16 protein-coding genes and 1 pseudogene are annotated in these 19810 nt (G+C 40.8%); 14 read left to right on the top strand and 3 right to left on the bottom strand.

Features of this window, described 5'->3' with window-relative positions:
• The first annotated feature begins 207 nt into the window (after nt 1–207).
• Complete coding sequence (locus tag ON15_RS01350; RefSeq protein ID WP_010579674.1) at nt 208–1017, top strand: carbon-nitrogen hydrolase family protein; 810 nt, start codon at nt 208–210, stop codon at nt 1015–1017.
• A gap of 336 nt (nt 1018–1353) precedes the next feature.
• Here ON15_RS01350 and ON15_RS01355 read toward each other — a convergent pair whose 3' ends face one another.
• On the bottom strand, nt 1354–1674 hold the full coding sequence (locus ON15_RS01355; protein ID WP_010579675.1) for a hypothetical protein: 321 nt from the start codon (nt 1672–1674) through the stop codon (nt 1354–1356).
• Nucleotides 1675–1959: 285 nt separating this feature from the next.
• Here ON15_RS01355 and ON15_RS01360 point away from each other — a divergent pair, with 285 nt between their 5' ends.
• From ON15_RS01360 to ON15_RS01375, 4 genes are all read left to right on the top strand, one after another.
• On the top strand, nt 1960–4935 hold the full coding sequence (locus ON15_RS01360; protein ID WP_010579676.1) for an LTA synthase family protein: 2976 nt from the start codon (nt 1960–1962) through the stop codon (nt 4933–4935).
• A gap of 369 nt (nt 4936–5304) precedes the next feature.
• Complete coding sequence (locus tag ON15_RS01365; protein ID WP_010579677.1) at nt 5305–6222, top strand: metal ABC transporter solute-binding protein; 918 nt, start codon at nt 5305–5307, stop codon at nt 6220–6222.
• Nucleotides 6223–6671: 449 nt separating this feature from the next.
• The gene (locus ON15_RS01370; RefSeq protein ID WP_010579678.1) at nt 6672–7877 is read left to right on the top strand and encodes an oligosaccharide MFS transporter; all 1206 of its coding nucleotides are present in this window, start codon (nt 6672–6674) and stop codon (nt 7875–7877) included.
• A gap of 244 nt (nt 7878–8121) precedes the next feature.
• Entirely contained in the window at nt 8122–9231 is a 1110-nt protein-coding gene (locus ON15_RS01375) for a glycoside hydrolase family 172 protein (protein WP_010579679.1), read from the top strand.
• 157 nt (nt 9232–9388) lie between these two features.
• Here ON15_RS01375 and ON15_RS01380 read toward each other — a convergent pair whose 3' ends face one another.
• On the bottom strand, nt 9389–10237 hold the full coding sequence (locus tag ON15_RS01380; RefSeq protein WP_010579680.1) for an AraC family transcriptional regulator: 849 nt from the start codon (nt 10235–10237) through the stop codon (nt 9389–9391).
• A 146-nt stretch (nt 10238–10383) separates the two neighbouring features.
• On the opposite strand from ON15_RS01380, the gene ON15_RS01385 reads away from it, so the two are divergent.
• The 4 genes from ON15_RS01385 (at nt 10384) to ON15_RS01400 (ending at nt 14334) form a co-directional block, all read left to right on the top strand.
• Nucleotides 10384–11838, top strand: a complete 1455-nt coding sequence (locus ON15_RS01385; RefSeq protein WP_010579681.1) for a PTS transporter subunit EIIC — start codon at nt 10384–10386, stop codon at nt 11836–11838.
• 19 nt (nt 11839–11857) lie between these two features.
• Nucleotides 11858–13402 (top strand): glycoside hydrolase family 32 protein, encoded by a 1545-nt coding sequence (locus tag ON15_RS01390; protein WP_010579682.1) that lies wholly within the window; start codon nt 11858–11860, stop codon nt 13400–13402.
• Entirely contained in the window at nt 13387–13872 is a 486-nt protein-coding gene (locus tag ON15_RS01395) for a PTS sugar transporter subunit IIA (protein WP_010579683.1), read from the top strand. The genes ON15_RS01390 and ON15_RS01395 overlap by 16 nt, the downstream gene beginning before the upstream one ends.
• 114 nt (nt 13873–13986) lie before the next feature.
• Nucleotides 13987–14334: a DsrE family protein gene (locus ON15_RS01400; RefSeq protein WP_010579684.1), complete on the top strand. Its 348-nt coding sequence runs from the start codon at nt 13987–13989 to the stop codon at nt 14332–14334.
• Nucleotides 14335–14439: 105 nt separating this feature from the next.
• On the opposite strand, the gene ON15_RS01405 is transcribed toward ON15_RS01400, so the two are convergent.
• On the bottom strand, nt 14440–15036 hold the full coding sequence (locus ON15_RS01405; protein WP_010579685.1) for a sigma-70 family RNA polymerase sigma factor: 597 nt from the start codon (nt 15034–15036) through the stop codon (nt 14440–14442).
• Between the two features lie 214 nt (nt 15037–15250).
• Here ON15_RS01405 and ON15_RS01410 point away from each other — a divergent pair, with 214 nt between their 5' ends.
• From ON15_RS01410 to ON15_RS01430, 5 genes and pseudogenes are all read left to right on the top strand, one after another.
• Nucleotides 15251–16018, top strand: coding sequence for a hypothetical protein (locus ON15_RS01410; RefSeq protein ID WP_010579686.1), 768 nt, complete (start codon nt 15251–15253; stop codon nt 16016–16018).
• 375 nt (nt 16019–16393) lie between these two features.
• Nucleotides 16394–17065: a sugar transferase gene (locus ON15_RS01415; RefSeq protein WP_010579687.1), complete on the top strand. Its 672-nt coding sequence runs from the start codon at nt 16394–16396 to the stop codon at nt 17063–17065.
• A gap of 15 nt (nt 17066–17080) precedes the next feature.
• Nucleotides 17081–18319, top strand: coding sequence for a nucleotide sugar dehydrogenase (locus tag ON15_RS01420; protein WP_010579688.1), 1239 nt, complete (start codon nt 17081–17083; stop codon nt 18317–18319).
• Nucleotides 18320–18334: 15 nt separating this feature from the next.
• Nucleotides 18335–19498 carry a beta 1-4 rhamnosyltransferase Cps2T gene (cps2T, locus tag ON15_RS01425; RefSeq protein WP_010579689.1) on the top strand — a complete coding sequence of 388 codons (1164 nt, stop codon included), beginning with the start codon at nt 18335–18337 and terminating at the stop codon, nt 19496–19498.
• A gap of 6 nt (nt 19499–19504) precedes the next feature.
• Nucleotides 19505–19810, top strand: a pseudogene (locus tag ON15_RS01430) (glycosyltransferase family 4 protein); the annotation flags it as partial.

The raw sequence follows: 19810 nt of genomic DNA on the forward strand, positions 1-19810 counted from the left end.
AAAGGGATCGACCCACAAATTTTACAGGCGGAATGTCGCAAGGAAGTCGACGAAGGTAAGCGGGCTGTTTTACAAGCTTTGTATCAATATGTGAGCGGCAAATATCCACGCAAGATCATTAAATTTAAAAATATTAACTGATTTTTTGGGTGCCAGCTGGCTTTTGTGCTATATTTAATGCAATAAGGAAGTCATGAGGGTGGATCAATGAAATTTAAAATCGCTTTAGCCCAAGCACCAGCAACTGAAAATTACTTAGAAAATTTGGAAACTGCCCGGAATTATGCGCATCAAGCTCAACAGGCTGGTGCACAACTATTGGTTTTCCCGGAAATGTTTATGAGCACGTTAGCTGCTGATGCCAAACTGGGGCCGACGTTAGCGCATGCTCAGCCGCTCGATGGTAATTTTGTTAACGGGATGCGCGAATTGGCGGATGATTTGCAGCTTTGGATCATTTTTGGGATGCGGCAAGCACCGACTAGTTCGAAGGATCAGCGGGTCAAGAATGCGGTCATTGTGGTTGATAATGAGGGCCAAATTCAAGGAACTTATTATAAGACCCATCTCTATGATGCTTTTGGCGTCAAAGAATCGCAAACTGTCGCGCCAGGTAAACATTTATTCAAACCGCTGGCAACGCCATTTGGTCGAATTGGTTTGTTTGTCTGTTATGAGCTGCGCTTTCCTGAAATTGCGCGTTACCAGGCCTTACATGCTGCTGATTTGCTGATCATCCCAGCCGCTTGGTATCGCGGAGCTCTCAAGGAACGCCATTGGCAGACTTTGCTGAGTGCGCGTGCTTTGGAAAATACCGTTTTTGTTGCTGACTGCAATTTGCCAACCAGCGATGATTGCATTGGCGATAGCATGGTAATTGATCCGCTGGGTGTGCCGATTGCGCAGGCTGGAGCAGATTCCCAATTAGTGGTAACCGAGATTGATTTGGCACGCATCAAAGCCGTTCGCCGACAACTGCCATCAGCTAAGCAGCGGCAGCCGAAACTCTATGATTAAGTCAAGTCGCTAATTGCAAGTTACTTTTTTCAAGTAATACTGCTCCATAAAATTGTTTAATTGGCAAGTTGAATTAATATAGCTGGATTATTAAGCTGGCTATTCTTTGGAAAAGATCGCTTTTTCGCGGCAATAATGCCCAAAGTGTTGCTGACTGTCTACATCGATGCTTTTGAACTTTAAGGCTGATTTAACAGTTAATGGTTGAGGGCTTGGCAACTCTTTAACCAGCAGGAATCAAAAAACAGCTTCTGATATCGTTAAAGATATTAGGAGCTGTTTTTGCTCAGTGCTTAAAATTATTTTTTTAGGATGAAGCTAAGCTAACTAAGCAACTCATTCAGTTCGCTTTTCCAACTGCTGCTTGAAAGTTTCATCTAAGAGATCATCCAAGCGTTCCAAAGTGTGAATCGTCGGCCGCGAATCAATTAAATATTGCAGCTGATAGATAAAAATATCATAAAATTCGCCTAATTCCTTGCGATCAATCAAGTCGGTATCATTAACAATTTGACCCAGCCATCTGAGGTCCTCGTTAACTGTTTCATTTAAAAAGCCATAATCAACATGGTGACTACGGATAAATTTAATATCTTCACGAATTCGTTCTGCAAGTTTTTGCAAGGTATTTGACTGTAAATTTTCATTTTTTAACATTCAACGGCACCTCCATTGAATACATTTTATCATGCAAGACCTAATTTAGATGAATAAAAGTATTTTAAAAACCAGTTTCTAGTTTTCAAAACATATCTTAAGAATCGAAAGTGAAAATCTAATGCTTGAATGGATTTAACTTTAGATTAGTAAGTAAACGAGCAATATATTGCCTCTAAGCCAGCTACTGACAAAATTTTCATTTTTTATTCACAATTTTACGCTACAATTATATTTAATCTGCTGTTCAGATTATTGAAAATTAATAAAGTTAGGATGTAGAAAATGCAAACAAAGCAAATCAAAAGAGTTAGGCTATTCGGGCTGGTCATTTTTGGCGGTGTCAGCTTTTTGCTGCTGAATAGTCTTTTTTGGAATGCCGGATCAACGGTTTTATCGCAGGCAACCCGACCGTCATTTTTATATGCCGCTATGAACATTGCCCGTGCCACGACATCGCTTGCTTTACCACTGGTGGTACTCATGCTGGGCTTTTTATTAGCTAAGCAGCGTTTTTCACTCAAACAGTTGGTCCAAGAGTGGCTGTATCTGGTTTTGTTCGCGGCTGTTTGGCTGTTAATTGCGTTGTTTGTTTTTCAGTCGGATAGTCTCAGTAATTTTTTCTCGGCGTTTTTGCCGATGACTCGGAATGCGTATCCAGTAATCAGTGGGATTTTTTTAGCTCAAGTTTTGCAGCCGGCATTTAAGCAGGTGCTCGATCAACAGCCAGTTAAACGAGTTTTGACGGTTTTTGGTCTGCTGGCTGTTTTGCCAACGATTTTTAATGCGGATCTTTTTGGCTTTGGCAGTGGCAATACGGTGCTCTTTGGCTGTTATTTATACTTGCTGGGAGTTGCCTTGCATTATTTCTTAGCAGCTCATCCGTTGCCACATTCAAGCAAGCTTTGGTTAATAGCAGCCGGCAGCTGGCTGATTTCAGTTATTTTGAATGGCTTGATGCCGTATATTTCCTATGCCAAAGCTGTCAGTTTGGCAACTGCCGGTCGTTTTTCCAATTCAGCTTCAGCCGTTAATCTTTTGGTAGCAGTTTGTTTAGCAATCGTGTTCTGGCAAAAATTTGAACCAGTCGCAAGTAAGTTAGCGACAGTTCGCTTGAAAAAAATTACTGATTTAATCTTGGGAGCTTTAGCAGTCAGTGATGGTTATTTGCTGTACAGTACGATTTTTAATATCAACAACAAATGGAACAGCAATCATCTTGGCTCAATCAAATTGATTTTTGCACTGGCGGAAGCCATCATTTTCCCACTGCTCATTTGGGGCTTGAATGGGGGGTTGCGCTGGTTGACAGCTAAACTGCTGGAGCCAATGAGCTCGTGGCTCCAGCAGCAGACGCTAGTTGGCTGGCTGGATCAAGTTGTTAATTTGCCACAGCTGTTCAAGAAGTTCTGGCAAAAGTCTCGGCGCCAGCTGTTAGTTTTTGGCTGGCTTTATCTGGTGGCGGCTGCGTCGATGCTAATAATGAACACCAGCTTCCAGATTAGCCCAAGTACGGCGTTAACCAGTAATATTTTTGTCTATACTTTTTTTATCCGTTTTCCAGTAATTTTGTTAAACGTTTTGCTGTTGACGGCACTGTTGATGATTCTTCGATTTATTCTGTTTGATAATTACTGGACAGCTTTGACGATCACTTCACTGTTCTATCTAATTTTTTCTTTGATCAGTCGCTCGAAACTGCAGATTCGGGATGAACCAGTTTTACCTAGTGATTTGACAATGCTCAAAGCTACCTTCAGTCTTTTGGGGATGGTCAATCTGGCGGTCGTCATTGCCGGGGGAGCGGTTGTCATTTTGGCGTTGGCAGTGGCGATCTTTTGTGACCGCCGGCATCGGGTTACTCGCCGCAGCTGGCGTAAAAGATCCATTTGGCTGGGGATCAGTCTGCTGTTTTTGAGCGGAACTTTCTTCTTAAATCATCAAAAATCGCCGGTTCAGGTTATGTCATCGTTACTTGGCAATGACCCGATGTTTTACAATCAGCCGGTCGGCGCCCAGAAAAATGGGGCGGTCTTGCAGTTTTTGAATAATGTCGACGTTAAAGTTATGGATCGGCCAGCGGGCTATAGTCGCGCGAAAATGCAGCAGATTGCTCGTAAATATCAAAAGGTGGCCGCTCAAATTAATCAAACGCGAAAAAATGATCCCAGCCAGCAGACTTTTATTTTTACCTTGAGTGAAAGTTTCGCCGATCCAGAACGCGTGCCACAGATGACAATTAATAAAGATCCAATGCCATATTTGCGCAATTTGAAATTAAAAACAACTTCTGGGTTAATGATGAGTTCCGGATACGGCGGCGGAACAGCTAATATGGAATATATGGCTTTGACCGGTTTTTCAATGAGTAATTTTTCAGCGACACTGCCAACGCCTTATACGCAAATTGTTGCTAAGCTTAAGAAAGCCCCAGCTTTTAATCAGAGCTTCAACTACTCAACGGCAATTCATCCTTATCTTGGTGTTTACTATAATCGGCAAGAAGTTTATCAAAAGTTTGGTTTTAATCGCTTTTATTATTTGGGCAGCAAGTATCGGATTAAGCATCAGCATCGGATTGACCGCAGCCAGTACTTGTCGGATCAGACCGCTTATGATAATGCCATCGATCAGGTCAACCGTAAGTCAGGCGGCCAGTTCATTAATCTAATTACCATGCAAAATCATTATCCCTATGATAAGAACTATTATAATAGTCGCGGTTTCAGTGTCAGCGGCCGAGCAGTTGCTGATGCGGATGCCAAGGCCAGTGCCGAAGATTTTGCCACTGGGGTCAGCTATACTGACCAATATTTGAAGGCTTTCATTAAGAAACTGAATCAGATTAAAAAGCCAATCACGCTCGTGTGGTACGGTGATCATCTGCCGGGAATTTATAGCGGGGATTCGATGAGTAAGTATGGGTTGCTGCTGCATCAAACAGATTATTTTATCTATTCAAATAAGTATGCGCGTCAGCATGGGATGGGCATCAGTAAGAATCAGTCGTCTAAAACGAATTATGTCGATCCGTCTGATTTCATCGCGATGTCGTTGGAGCAGTCTAACTCAAAGGTTTCGGCCTATAATGCGCTTTTAACCAAGATCCATCAAGATTTGCCAGCAATCACGGTTAATTCGTTCAACAATGGGACCAACAGTTATAATTCAAATGCTGAATTTGTTAATTCTCATGGCAATGTCGTTGCTTACGATTCACTGTCAGCTAAGCAAAAAGACTGTATCATGATTATCAGTTAGTTCAGTATGATATTACGGCTGGCAAGCAGTATCTCGCCAAAAGCAGTTTTATGACTAAAATCAAATAGCAGCGTTAAAATCATCGCTAGTCAGCGAATAAACCCAGTTCAATTAAAAATTAATTGAACTGGGTTTTTCAGTTTGGTGGAGTTAGTCCAACTTAATGGGATTTTTTAAATACAAGATTGCCCACCAAGCTTAAAAAGTGTCTGAGCAACGGAGCAGGCGATTAAATTCTAACCAAGCAAATAGTTACAAGTCTGCTAATTTTTTTAGGATTTAATAAAGAGTAACGATTACTGTTTACAAATTAGCTGAGTTTGTTATAATCAAATAGTAATAATTACTATCTGAAAGGGAGTTTTGATTTTGAAGCAAAAATTGTTACATATATTCGGCTTGTTAGCGGTCGGATTAATGATTGGTGTTAGCTTGGCAGCTTGCAGCAATTCGACTAGCAGTCCTAAGTCTCAGCAAAAGATTCACGTCGTTTCATCAGTTGATTTTTATGGTGAAGCTGCCAAACGCGTTTTGGGCGATAAAGGGACGGTAACTTCGGTGATCAATAAACCAAGCATTGATCCCCATGAGTATCAGCCGACCAGCGGAGTTTCCAAGGAGGTCAGTCAGGCTGATGTAATCATCTATAATGGAATCGGTTATGATACTTGGATGAGCAAGCTGGCGAAGAATAATAAATCAGCCACGGTTGTGCGGGTTGGGGAAGATGTCATGAATAAAAAGACGGGCGATAATCCGCATTTGTGGTACAATACGCAAACGATGCCGAAACTGGTCAAGTATTTGGTAAAGAAATTCAGCAAACTGCAGCCGAAAAACAAAGCTTATTTCCAAAAAAATGCCCAGGCTTATCTCAAACAACTTAAGCGGATCTCAGCTAAAGTTCAGGCTTTAAGCAAAAACAGCCACCAGCAGTTAGTTGATGTCAGTGAACCGGTCTTCGATTATGCACTGAGTGAGTTGGGTTATCGTGAAAACAATACCGATTTCGCTGCTTCAGTTGAAAAGGGAATCGATCCATCACCGAAAGATATTCGCCAGATGCAAACTGATATCAAGGAACATAAGATCGCTTTCTTTGTTCAAAATACGCAAGCAACTGATAAGACGGTTGCCAGTTTAGTCAAATTAGCTAAGCAGTATAACGTTCCCGTTCTGTCAGTTACTGAAACGATGCCAAAAGGCAAAGATTTCGTGCAATGGATGTTGGGGCAATACCAGCAGTTGAGCAAGATCCAGCAGCAAAGCAAGAGTTCAACTAAATAATTTAGTTCCTCTTCCAATTAGGAAGCAAGAAGTCCTCTGTAGCGGGGGCTTTTTTATTTTGACAGCTAGAATTTTCAAAGAACTAAATTCAGCTTAACTTATAACCAGATGCCTAGTCTTGATGCTGAGATACTATGATCGCTGCAATGGTATTAATAATGGACAATCAGTTTTTAGGTGCTTGCTGCCAGTTAGCAGGCCACTGGAAAGGCAATTTGCAATATATTTTAAGCTTTTCTTCACGAAAAAAATTTATTCTTTAAAGTTGGATTAACAAATTTATATAGCATTTTGTTTCTAAAAAGAAAGCAATTTTCCTTGCTGTTGAGCGAATATGTATTTTTAACATTGATAAATGTTGCCTAAGCCTTTGTTGACATCTTACGGTTATCCTCTATAATTTAGCAAGATTCTTCTTTTTAAGATCAAGTTCGTTGGGATGGTTGATGATGGAAAATAAAAGAGTTTATTGGGCGATCAGTTGTTATTTCTTTCTGTTTTTCTTTGGTTTTGCGGCTTGCTATTCGCTATACTCAGTTTGGCTGAGTCAAACAGTTGGCTTAAGTAATTTTGAAACCGGTGTTGTTTTCGGGGTCAATGCAGCGGTCACACTTTTGGCTCAGCCAATTTACGGTTATATCTTAGACATAATCGGCTTGAAAAAACACATTCTGATAATCTTAGCATTACTGCTGATTTTTGCTGGACCGTTTTTTTCCATGATCTACGGACAAATGCTGCGTTTTAATCTGCTGTTGGGTTCAGTAGTTGGCGGTTTGTTTGTTGGAGTTGGCTTTCAAGCTGGTTCGAGTGCACTTGAGTCATATTCACAAAAGTTGAGTCTTAAATACAGTTTTGAATATGGTCCAACTCGCATGTGGGGCTCCTTAGGTTGGGCTGCCAGTGCCTTTTTTGCAGGCAATCTATTCAGCTTGAATCCTGACTTGAACTTTTGGCTTGCTTCGCTGGCTGCTTTATTGATGCTGCTTGTGATCTTAAGCGTTAAGATCGAACCAGACTTTTCGCCTGGAAGAAAGGTTAAGCCTGTTTCATTAAGAGATTTTGGCAGTTTATTGCAGCAATCAGACTTTTGGAAACTGGTCTTTTATTCTGTCGGGGTCAGTTGCGCTTACAATTTGTATGATCAACAGTACCCAACGTATTTTGCCAGCTTATTTGCCTCAGCCAGTCGTGGTGAACAGATTTTCGGATGTGTCAATGCCGGCCAGGTTATTTTAGAGGCCAGCATGATGTTTCTGGCTCCCAAGCTTGTCAAGTATCTGGGCAGCAAAAATTCACTGATTTTAGCTGGCCTGGTGATGGCAATTCGGATTATGCTTTCTGGGATCACTGGTGGACCAGTTTGGCTGGCATTGATGAAACTAGCCGAAGCTTTTGAAATTCCGCTGATTCTGGTTGCAATTTTCAAGTATTTGAACCAAAACTTTGAATTGCGTCTCTCATCAATCTTGTATCTGTTTGGCTTTCAGTTTTCCCGGCAGCTCAGTCAGATTGTTTTATCGATCGTAATGGGTAAATCCTATGATTATTTTGGCTTTAGCAAATCTTATCTTCTACTGGGACTGGCTGTTCTAATTTTTGACCTGATGTCGCTGCGATTGCTGAAAAATGATCAGAGCTTTTCCGTTAACTAGTTACATAGAAATGTTTTGATTTTTAACTGAAATTGGCAGCTAATTTCAGCTGCACACTCATTGGCATCAGGCCAGGATTGAACGGAATTTTGAATTCTGGTTGCTAGCTTGAAAGCTTTAGTTGCATCGCTGATCACTTTTATTACCCGCAAGCGCCAAAGTTTGAAGTTTTAGCCGTAATGACGTATTAGTGACTAGACGATGAAAGAACACTAATTATTTATTAAAAAGGAGCGACTAACTAATGGGAGTTTTAGATGATTTATTGATTTTTAAACACGAACAGTCTCGGACGATCACACCAGAGAATCCGAGTGGAGCATCCGGGCAAGCAGCCAAAACAGCCAGTCACCTTGGACCTAGCCGCAAGGGAAGGCCGTGTGTGTCAATTCAAGCCGGACAAACGCTGGAGCTGGTTAATATTCAAGCCACTGGTGTCATTCGCCATATCTGGCTGACGGTGCCAACCGCAACCGCAAGCGGCAGCTTTGTTTTGCGTGACCTGGTGCTACGGATGTATTGGGATGGCGAGAGCGAGCCGTCAGTTGAATGCCCACTTGGGGATTTCTTCTGCTGCGGTTTTGGTACGCCCTGTCGGGTCAATTCACTGCCGATTGCAGTCAATCCAACTTTGGGTATGAATTGCTATTTTCAAATGCCCTTCAAAAAAAGTGCCCGAATTACTTTGACTAATGAGCATCCCCAGACTATAGAAAATGTTTTTTATGCATTTGATTACGCGTTGACGGAACCCAAGCCCACGGAACAGCTGTATTTTCATGCCAAATGGAATCGTCAGGCAGTCAACCAAAAGGGGCAGGATTACCTGGTGCTTGATAATTTGATCGGCCATGGATATTATGTTGGGACTTATTTAGCGGTGTGCGCGCTGGAACGTTATTGGTGGGGTGAAGGTGAATTTAAGTTTTATCTTGATCATGATGATCAGTTCCCGACAATCACCTCAACGGGGACCGAGGATTATTTTGGCGGTGCTTGGGCCTTCAATCATCAAGAATCCGGTCAGTTGCCGGTGGCGGAGACTTATAGCAGTTTGTTTTCTGGATATCCTTTCCAGTCCAAGCACGACCATACTCGGGATAATTATCATGACGACTCACCACATGCTTTTGGAAATGATGCATTGCCGATGCATGGACTCTATCGTTGGCATCTGTTAGATCCAATTGCTTTTCAGCGGCATTTGCGTGTTACTTACCAGGATCTGGGCAATGATGATCGGCAGCTGTTTGAACGTCAAGATGACATAGCCAGTGTGGCTTATTGGTACCAAAGCGAACCGCATCGTCCTTTTGCCCCCTTGCTGCCACGCCAAGCACGTCAGCCACGTTAATTATCAGTTAATTTGCCCACCAATTGAACTCTAAAATGACTATTTTTTGGTTGGCAAACGGACTATCAACTTGGTTGCTGGTGTCCGCCAAGTAAATCATCAATTGTTTGTTGGTCAGATATTCCGTACCTTTGGCTGAACGGTATACAGATACTTACTATTGTGGCGGCTGGCGATATTGCTGACGATATTGACTTGGTGAAAGATTAGTGTAATGCTTGAACGAGCGGGAAAAGTGCAGTGAATTAACGTAACCACAGGAGTTGGCCACGACATTGATCGGGTTGTCAGTCGTGCTCAATAATTGGCGGGCTTTACGAATTCGGCATTTGATCAAGTACTTTTGTGGACTGATCCCGAGTTCTTTTTTAAAGAGTTTAAATAAATAGGTTCGATCAACTGACAGATAATCGACCACGTTTTCAATCGTGATTGGTGTTTCAAAATTATTATGGATAAATTGGATTCCCTGAGTAAAAATCTTATTCGGGGTATTTTTATTTTTGATTTTGGCTTGTGGATACATAATCGCCAATTGATCAAGAATTGCCAATAATTTGGATTCAAAAATGAAATCATTTTCGTGATCCATATGTGACAGTTCCAGAATCTCAAGTAAATTATCCAAAATGATCTGAGCATGTTGATTACTGACAAAAAAAATCGGATCTTGGTAGCTAATGTTGATTCTTCTCATATAAATTCCAGCTAATTTACCAGTGAATCTGATCCACTGCAAGGTCCAGGGATCTTGGGCATCAGCTTTCATTTTAATGATTTTCCCTGGTTCAATGAAGAAAAAAGCTCCGGCTTTCAGCCGGTAAACCTTGTTGTTGCTAGTGAAATAACCAATACCGCTTTTAACATAATGGATCATATAGCCGGAACGACCAGCGGGACCATAAACATGGCGTGGCTTGGTCTGATCAATGCCACCAGATGATAGGTAGAGGTAAGGATTATAGTTGGGATTGTTAAATGCATAAAAGCCTTCCGTTTTGAACACCCTTTCATAAATGCAATATATTTCTATATCTTGGCAACATTATACTATATTGTCAAACGTTTATCAATTCTATAATGAAACCGTTAAGAAAACTGCAGTTATCTTACCAATTGAAGACTTTAACCATCAACAGGAGGTTAACCAAAATGAAACATGACAGTAGTACTTATAAGAAAATAGCTGATAATATACTACCAGCAATTGGTGGCAAAGAGAATGCCATTGAAGCATTTCACTGTGCAACACGTTTACGAATTAATTTGAAGGATCCTAGCAAAGTCGATAAAGAAAAATTAGCGGACCTTGATTTGGCCAAGGGGGTCAACATTAATCGCAATCAGCTCCAGATTATATTTGGAGCCGGTTTAGTTGATGAGGTGACTGCCTTCTTCATTAAATATACTGGGATTCCGGCGCAAAGTGCTGAAGCAGATTCAGTTGCCCAAGTTACCACTAATGACAAGGATCAGGGAAAAAGCTGGTTCTCCCGTTTTATTGATGATCTGACCGGTGTTTTCTCTGATATTCTGCCAGGAATCTTAGCTGGTGGTATTTTAATTGGTTTGAATAACATTTTTACCCAAAAAATCATTGGTGATCAGTCATTGATCCAAGCGATCCCTGGTTTAAGCGGGATTTCAACGATTATCAACCTTGGTGCCTCTGGAATTTTTGCCATGTTGCCATTGTTGGTCTGCTATGCGGCAACTAAACGTTATCAAGGTCGGCCGGTGATGGGACTAGCCATTGGAACGGTCATGATGTCATCAAGTTTGCCAGCAATGGCGGATGTTAAAACTGGAGCTGCTAAAGCGCTGATTGCGAATATCTTTGGCTGGCATTTGTCACTGACCAGTTTCAGCGGTCAGATTATTGTTGCCTTGATCATGGGCTATATCGTCGCTAAATTGGATAACTATTTCCAGAAAAAGTTGCCAGGGGTCATTCAATTTGTGCTGGCACCAATGTTGACGATCTTAGTTTCGAGTTTCTTGCTATTTATGATTATTGGACCAGTTGGGGTTACCTTATCAACCTGGATTACGAATGGCTTAGTTTGGATGTCGAAAGCATTTGGTATTTTCGGTTATATTATTTTTGGCGGTGTCCAGCAGCTGATAGTGATTACCGGTCTTCATAATATGTTTGGGGCGGTTGAAGCACAGTTGATTGCAACTACCAAATATGATTTCTTAAATCCGCTCTTTTCTGGTTCACTGATGGGTCAAGGCGGCGGCGTCTTAGGCTATATGCTGTTGAATTGGAAGAATAAAAAGGCACAAGAAATTGGTGCTGGTGCTTTCTTCTCCATTTTGTTTGGTATTTCAGAGCCGGCTTTGTTCGGAATTAATATTAAAAACCGCTATCCATTGATCGGTGGTTGTATCGGCGGTGCGTTTGCTGCAGCGGTAACTTACCTGACTAAGTTGACAGCAATTTCTTTTGGGACAACTGGCTTGCCAGGCATTGCAATCGCTGCGCCAGAAAATAACGGTTATCTGAACTATATTCTGGTCAACTTAGTCGGTGTCCTTGTTGGGATGTTCTTTACAATTATCATCGGCAAATTCTTTATGAGAAAACAAGCTAAAGCAGTTTAAGAAGCAAGGGAGTGAGAGAATGGTTAGTCGTGCTGAACAATTTCAAAATATGGTCAAACACCTCAGTCAAGTTTCACCAGCAATTGTTAGGACTGAAGAACAGCTGACGGCCGCCAGCCCTTTTCGCCAGCAGTTTCATCTTGAACCCAAGTCCGGATTTTTGAATGATCCGAATGGCCTAAGTTATTTTAACGGCCAGTATCATCTATTCTACCAATGGACTCCGCTGGCATTTAAGGACAATCCGAAGATTTGGCATCATGGCTGGTATCATCTGGCCTCTAAAGATCTAGTCCATTGGCAGGATCTCGGCCCCGGGATTGAAAGTGACTGCCAGTGGGATAAGCATGGTACCTATTCTGGCAGTGCGATTCCAGTTGGCGAGCGCTTGTTTCTGATTTATACCGGCAATACGTGGACCAATACCCAGTCGCTCGATGACTGGCGTCGGCTGCCATACCAGGTGGGGGCTTGGATGGATCGGAAAAATGTGATCACCAAGCTGAAACAGCCATTGATTACTGATAGTTTTCCTGATTGTACGGGTCACTTTCGTGATCCTAAAATCTGGGAGCACCAAGGCGACTACTATGCTGTTTTAGGGGCGCAGCGCCAGAACCTAACCGGCACCGCTAAACTGATTAAGACTCAGGGTCATGATTTGACCAAATGGGAAAAGTTTGGTGAAATTCAAACCCACGAACCGCATTTCGGCTATATGTGGGAATGCCCTGATTATTTTGAACTAAATGGGCAGGGGGTCTTGCTGTTCAGCCCCCAGGGATTATTACCTCAGGGCGAGAAGTACCAGAATATTTATCAGACTGGCTGCTTGATCGGCCAGCCACTCGATTATCAAAGCTTGGAATTTGAACATGGAGCGTTCCAGGAACTTGATGCTGGCTTTGATTTTTATGCGACTCAGACTTTTCAAACTCCTGATCAGCGGCGGATAATGTATGGCTGGTTTGGAATTTCAGAGATTGAATATCCGACCGTTAAATATCACTACTCCGGCTGCTTAACGATTCCACGTGAATTAAGTGTTAAGCATGACCATCTCTACCAGCAGCCAGCGCGTGAATTGCAAGCTTTGCGGGGACAGGCGACAATGATCGACCAATCAGTCAGCGAGTTGACTAAATTGCCGCTGGCTAAGCAGGCCGCTCAAGAGTTTGATTTGCAGGTTGACCTTCATGATTGTCAGCAACTGATTTTAGATTTGCGTGCGAATGCCGATGATAGCCAGTACACGCGGCTGATCATTGATCAGGCTCAGCAAGTCTGCCGTTTGTCACGAAAACGAAGCGGAATCAGTTTTGCTGAAGAATATGGTCAGACGCGCAGCCGCCACTTTAAATTTGGCAAGCAGCTGCATCTGCAGATTTTGGTCGATACTTCGTCAGTCGAGATCTTCTTGCAGGACGGGGCGGTTGTCTTTTCTGCCCGAATCTTTCCGGCAGCTGAGCAGACACGAACGTTTGTTGCCAGCCATGGTGGTTCAGCGAAAATTAATGGAACAGTTTGGAATTTGAAAGGAGGAGCAGCATGTTTGGATTCTTAAAAAAGAAACAGTTGAAAGCTGATAATACCCTAGTTTCACCTGTTAGCGGCGAAGTGGCCGATATCAGTCAGTCATCCGATCAGCTGTTTGCGACACGAAAATTGGGGGATGGCTTGGTTATCTTTCCTGAAGCTGGTCAATTGGTTAGTCCGGTAGCAGGCAAAGTCGTGATGATTGCCGATACAAAGCATGCCATTGGTTTGAAAATGGCCAATGGCATCGAAGCCTTGCTTCATTTAGGCGTTGATACGGTCAATTTGAAAGGAGCTCCTTTTGATTTGAAGATCAAGGTTGGCGAGATTTTAGACATTGGCCAACGAATTGGAACGTTTGATCTTAATCAAATCCAGCAAGCTGGTTACTCAACTGAAGTTTTAGTGATTTTCACTGATGTTTCAGATCGGGCGAGTCTTGAACTCTCCAGTGGCAAACGTTTGGCAGGCGAGCCAATCGGTCAAATTAAATTATAATTAGTAATAAAACCGGCTAGGGTGTTTTCTAGCCGGTTTTTTGGCAGTTCAAATAGTTGCTAAGCCCGCTGTCATGCTGGATAATTAAGATAAACTGAAAGCGAGGTCATTTTAATGCAAGTTATTTTCCATATCGATGAGCCAGCCAAATGGCCAATGGTCGCTGGCAACGTTAAAAATCTACTGAACTATTATGCTGATCAGCAGCAGTCTGTCCGGGTTGAAGTCTTGGTTAATGGTCCGGCCGTTGAAGCGACAGCGCAGGGCAGTCATCAGGCCCCAACTGCAGTAACAGAGATTCTAGCAGCTGGTGAAAACGTGACACTGGCAGTTTGTCAAAATGCCTTGAATGGTCTGGCCATCAAACCGGAGCGATTGGTGGCTGGTGTGACGATCGTGCCGGCTGGAGTAGTCGAATTGGCCGAAAAACAAGCAGCTGGCTACCAGTACATTAAGCCATAAAGCAGTTGTTCAATTTTAGCGGTCAGGCAAAATTTGATTTTTATTTAGATTGCTTTTGAAACTGCTTGACTTTACACCGCAATTCTGACTTTTTACCTTAACGAGCTAGTCTTGATGACTGGTTTTTTTGCTTGCGTCAGAATCCTTGTCCAGTTCTCCGCAAATGGCGGCCATTTTTTTCATCAAACCTTTGCGCCAATTGTATAACGTTTGGCGGGTGACACCACATCGCTCGGCGATTTCCCTCATTGGCAAATCCTGTAAACGATAGCTCAGGTATAATTGTTCATTTGCGGTACATTTTTGCCACAACTGCTTGGCGAGCTCCCCAGCTAAGAGATCATCAGTAAAACAGTCCGCGTGCGGATCAGAAACTTCAAAGGGATTCGAATCTTCATCACTTTCCTGCGCCTTTTCTAGACTGAAACTGTCGACTTTAATCCGCTGCTGGTGGCGCAAGATATCAAGCAGCCGCCATCTAAGCAGCTGAAAATAGTAATTGTTGTTGTAGCTGCCGGCCTTGCCTTGCTGGGCTTTAGCTTGGCGGGCCTTGAGCAAAATGATCGCACCTTCTTGCAATAGATCTTGATAGAGATCTTGTTGCGGGGTAATACCGATGTTTTTCAAAACCCCCCGTAAGAGTTGGTAGTCGCTGGGTGAAAAAAATTTATTATCAGTTGATAAATCGTTAAAATCTTTCATAAATGGTTACTCCTTGTTAAAAAATTGATAATTCTCGGCCAAGAACCCTTTTAAATTAACTAATTTTTTAAGCGCTAACAAGCTAGAACTAATAGCAGTTTAGGCTAGAGCAAAATTTGTTGTTGCAAATTTGTTTGCAATAATTTATTATATTTTTAGATTAGTTTTTTAAAAATTAATCTCAACTATTTTATCTTGGGAGTGATGAAAGGTTATGCTTAACTGCCCAAATGAGGGATTTGAGCAGCTGCTGCAACAGCTTCAACAGGCGGCGCGCTTTGACCAAAATGCCAGTATTGCTGGTAAAACAACTATTATGGTGATTGATTGTCATAAACAGGCGATTGATCCGCGTTACAAATCGTTGATTATCGATCAACATCAAGAATTAATTGTCACTGATAAGCCTACTAAATGGCTACTCAATCAATGGATGACAGTTAGCCCCTTTGGTTTGTCGGTTACCCGGGCTTATCAGCGTTTAAGTCACGGTCGGGTCAAGTCCTTGAATTATGTGCTCGGTGAAATAATGTTCGTGCCAATTGGGGGGGCCACGCAACATTCAACCACCTGGCTAGGGATGCATTATTTGATTGATAAATATTTTTATTCTGCTGATGGCCGGACTTTGTATTTGAAGCTCGATGAATTCATGAAGCGTCCGTTAACGATTTCCTTGCCAGTTAGGAAGCATATTTTTGAGCAGCAATTAAAAGATGCCCAATGCGTGCTAATCGAACAATATCATGTTTGGAGATGGATGAAAGCTCAGTTTCAGAATTTGTCACAGACCAAACTCTATCAGGAAAGTCTTAAAAACATTGATCAAGCGAAACTCTTCTCACCGTCAGTAATGGTCGGGGAAGTTCGGATGGAACTAATTACGTTTAGTTTAGAAGCAGCTTATCAAGAGAAGGTTAAGAAAGAAGAAGTCGAGCGAGCTAGCCATGAAATCATCCGGAGACAAGAATTATTAGATTAGCAAAAGATGAAAGCGCTTAAAAGTTGTGTAAAAATGCTGACCAGGTTAGGCCAGCATTTTTTTAGGGACTAATCAAAAATAGGTGCAAATATTCAACCAGCTCATTCAAACGAAATTCTATGCTAACTCAATTGAGTCAGCTGGTTACCAATTTTTTGACAAATTAAATTTTACGCAATAGTTAATTTTTAAATCCTAAAATTCATTATTTTAGCCTATTAAGGGTTATAAATGAACCAATTTCAAGAATAGAGCACGTTTACATAAGGGAGAATTAATTTTTACGTATTTAATTATATTTAAATTTGGTATTTAATTAAGTTTAAGATTTTGTTAAAATGAACTTAAATGTTTTGCTGGCAGGGAGGGCATGGAATGTTGGAGTATGATTTGGACGATGAGCAACCACTGACGTTAGATAAAAACAAAATTGAACATCGTCATGTTTACCATGGCTTTAAGCGTTTATCCGATATCGTGTTAAGCGGTTGTGGCTTAATTGCGCTCTCACCATTATTCTTAATCGTGGCAGCAGCCATTAAACTGGATGATAAAAATGGCCCAGTCTTTTATCGCCAGGAAAGAGTCGGTCGCAACGGTAGAAGGTTCATGATGTATAAATTCCGCTCAATGTGTGTTGATGCTGAAAAGAAATTAAAAGAACTGCAGAAATTTAATGAAGTTGAAGGCGCGATGTTTAAGATGAAACATGATCCGCGCGTCACCAAAGTTGGCCATTTTATCAGACGTTATAGCATTGACGAATTACCGCAGTTATTCAACGTCTTAGCTGGTGATATGAGTTTAGTGGGACCGCGCCCGCCACTGCCGAAAGAGGTTCAAGAATATAGCGACTATGATAAACAACGTCTTTATGTGGTACCAGGCTGCACTGGGCTGTGGCAGGTTAGCGCACGGAATGATGTTGGTTTTCATGAGATGGTTGAATTAGATTTAGAGTATATTAAAAAGAGCAGTTTGTTATATGATTTAGAAATTATGTTCAAAACAATTAAAATTATGGTGTTTCCGAATGGGGCATACTAGAAGAGGTTTACGAAAATGAAAATTGCAGTTGCCGGTACAGGTTATGTTGGTTTGAGTCTTTCCTGTTTATTAGCACAGCACCATCAAGTCACAGCAGTCGATATTATTCCAGAAAAAGTTAATTTGATTAACCATCACAAATCACCAATTGTTGATCAGGAGATCGAAGACTTTTTGGCAAATAAGAATTTAAAGTTGCAAGCAACCCTGGATGCCAAACAAGCTTATGCTGATGCCGATTTTGTGATCATTGCGACGCCAACCAATTATGACAGCGAGAAGAATTATTTTAATACTTCAGCGGTTGAGGCGGTTATCAAATTAGTAATGCAATACAATCCGCGAGCTTACATGGTCATCAAATCAACGATCCCAGTCGGCTATACTAAATCGGTCAGGGAAAAGTTTGATTCAGATAAAATATTGTTTAGTCCAGAGTTCTTACGTGAAGGTCATGCTTTATACGATAATTTATATCCGTCACGAATCGTTGTCGGCAATAATCCAAGCGATCCTAAATCAGTTCAAGCAGCCCATACTTTTGCCGGTTTACTGCAAGAAGGAGCAGTTAAAGCAAACATTAAAACTTTGTTCATGGGCTTGACCGAAGCTGAGGCAGTCAAACTGTTTGCTAACACTTACTTAGCTTTGCGGGTCAGCTACTTCAACGAGCTTGATACTTATGCTGAAAGCAAGGACTTAAATCCGGAAGAGATCATTGATGGTGTTTGCTTGGATCCGCGAATCGGAACACATTATAATAACCCATCATTTGGTTATGGTGGCTATTGTCTGCCCAAAGATACGAAACAACTGTTGGCTAACTACCAGGATGTGCCGCAAAATTTGATCGAAGCCATCGTCAAATCAAACGATACGCGCAAAGATTTTATTGCTGATCAAGTTTTGAAAAAAGCCGGTTACTACAGTTATAACGAGGATAATCAATTTAACCCGCAAAAAGAAAACCAGATCACGGTTGGAGTTTATCGCTTAACCATGAAATCTAACAGTGATAATTTCCGGCAAAGCAGTATTCAAGGTGTGATGAAGCGGCTGAAAGCAAAGGGCGTTAAGGTAATAATTTATGAGCCGACCTTAAAAAATGGTGAAACATTCTTTGGCAGCCAAGTGGTCAATGATTTAGCAAAGTTTAAGAGCCAATCTAAAGTGATTATTGCTAATCGCTTTGCCAAGGAATTGGCAGATGTAGCTTTAAAAGTTTACACTAGAGATATTTTTAAGAATAACTGATTGGAGTTTTTTATTGTGAAGCACGTATTCATTGTTGGTTCGAAGGGCATACCAGCTAAATATGGTGGATTTGAAACTTTTGTTGACAACTTAGTGTCTCGTCAAGTAAATAAAAATATTAAATATCATGTTGCTTGTATGACGTTTGATAAGAAAACAAAAAATTATGAGTATCATGGTGCTGAATGTCATGAAATAGCAATACCTAATATTGGTGGAGCTAAAGCGATTGTTTATGATTTGAAGGCACTGAACTGGGCATTAGAAACGATTAAAAGTCGTAGTTATCAAAATGGTATAATTTACATTTTAGCGTGCAGAATAGGACCTTTTATTCATAGTTATGTTTCTAAATTTCATCGATTTGGTTTCAAAGTATGGGTTAATCCCGATGGACACGAATGGAAAAGAGCAAAATGGTCAAAACCAGTTCGTGAGTATTGGAAAATTTCGGAACGTTTGATGGTCAAAAATGCAGATCTTTTAATTTGTGATAGTAAAACAATAGAGAAATATATTCATACTGAATATAAGAAATATAATCCACAAACAACTTTTATTGCATATGGAGCAGATGTAACAAAATCCAGCTTAAGTGAAAAAGACAGGGTTGTAGAAGAGTGGTTTAGTAAATTCGGTATTAAATTTGATCAATATTTCTTAATAGTCGGCCGCTTTGTGCCAGAAAATAATTTTGAAACAATGATTCGAGAATTTATGAGCAGCAATGTCGAAAATGATTTAGTAATTATAACCAATGTTGAAAGAAATAAATTCTATAATGAATTAAAAGAAAAAACTCATTTTGATAAAGATTCGCGAATAAAATTTGTTGGGACAGTATATGATCAGCAGTTACTCAAATTTATTCGTGAACACGCTTTGGCTTATATTCATGGACATTCAGTGGGAGGAACCAATCCATCATTATTAGAGGCTCTTGCAAGTACAAGAGTTAATCTTTTATATGATGTAGGGTTTAATAAGGAAGTTGCTTTGAATGCAGCCTTGTATTGGAATAAAAAAGACAATTCACTTGAACAGTTACTAGAAACAGTAGTTAATTTTTCTCAAGAAAGTTTTGAATTATATTCAAGCAAGGCAAATCAAAGAATAAGTGAGAACTATTCTTGGGGGTTAATTAGTAATTCCTATGAAGATAAATTCTTAAGGGGTTAGGACTATATGATAAATATTCTCTATTTACATGCTGGTGCTGAAATGTACGGTGCCGATAAAATACTTTTAGAACTTGTGTCAGGTCTTGACAAAAAAAAATTTAATCCTGTAGTTATTCTTCCTTCTAATGGTATTTTAGCAAATAAATTAAGGGGAGAGGGAATAAAAACATATATCATAGATTATCCAATATTAAGAAGAAAATATTTCAATATTAATGGAATTTTAAGTTTTAGTTTAAATTATTTTAAAAAATCCAAAGATATTATAAATCTGTTGATGAAAATAAATTTTCAACCTGATATTATACAT

The sequence above is a fragment of the Liquorilactobacillus vini DSM 20605 genome (genome assembly GCF_000255495.1).
In the GTDB taxonomy this organism is placed as follows: Bacteria; Bacillota; Bacilli; order Lactobacillales; family Lactobacillaceae; genus Liquorilactobacillus; species Liquorilactobacillus vini.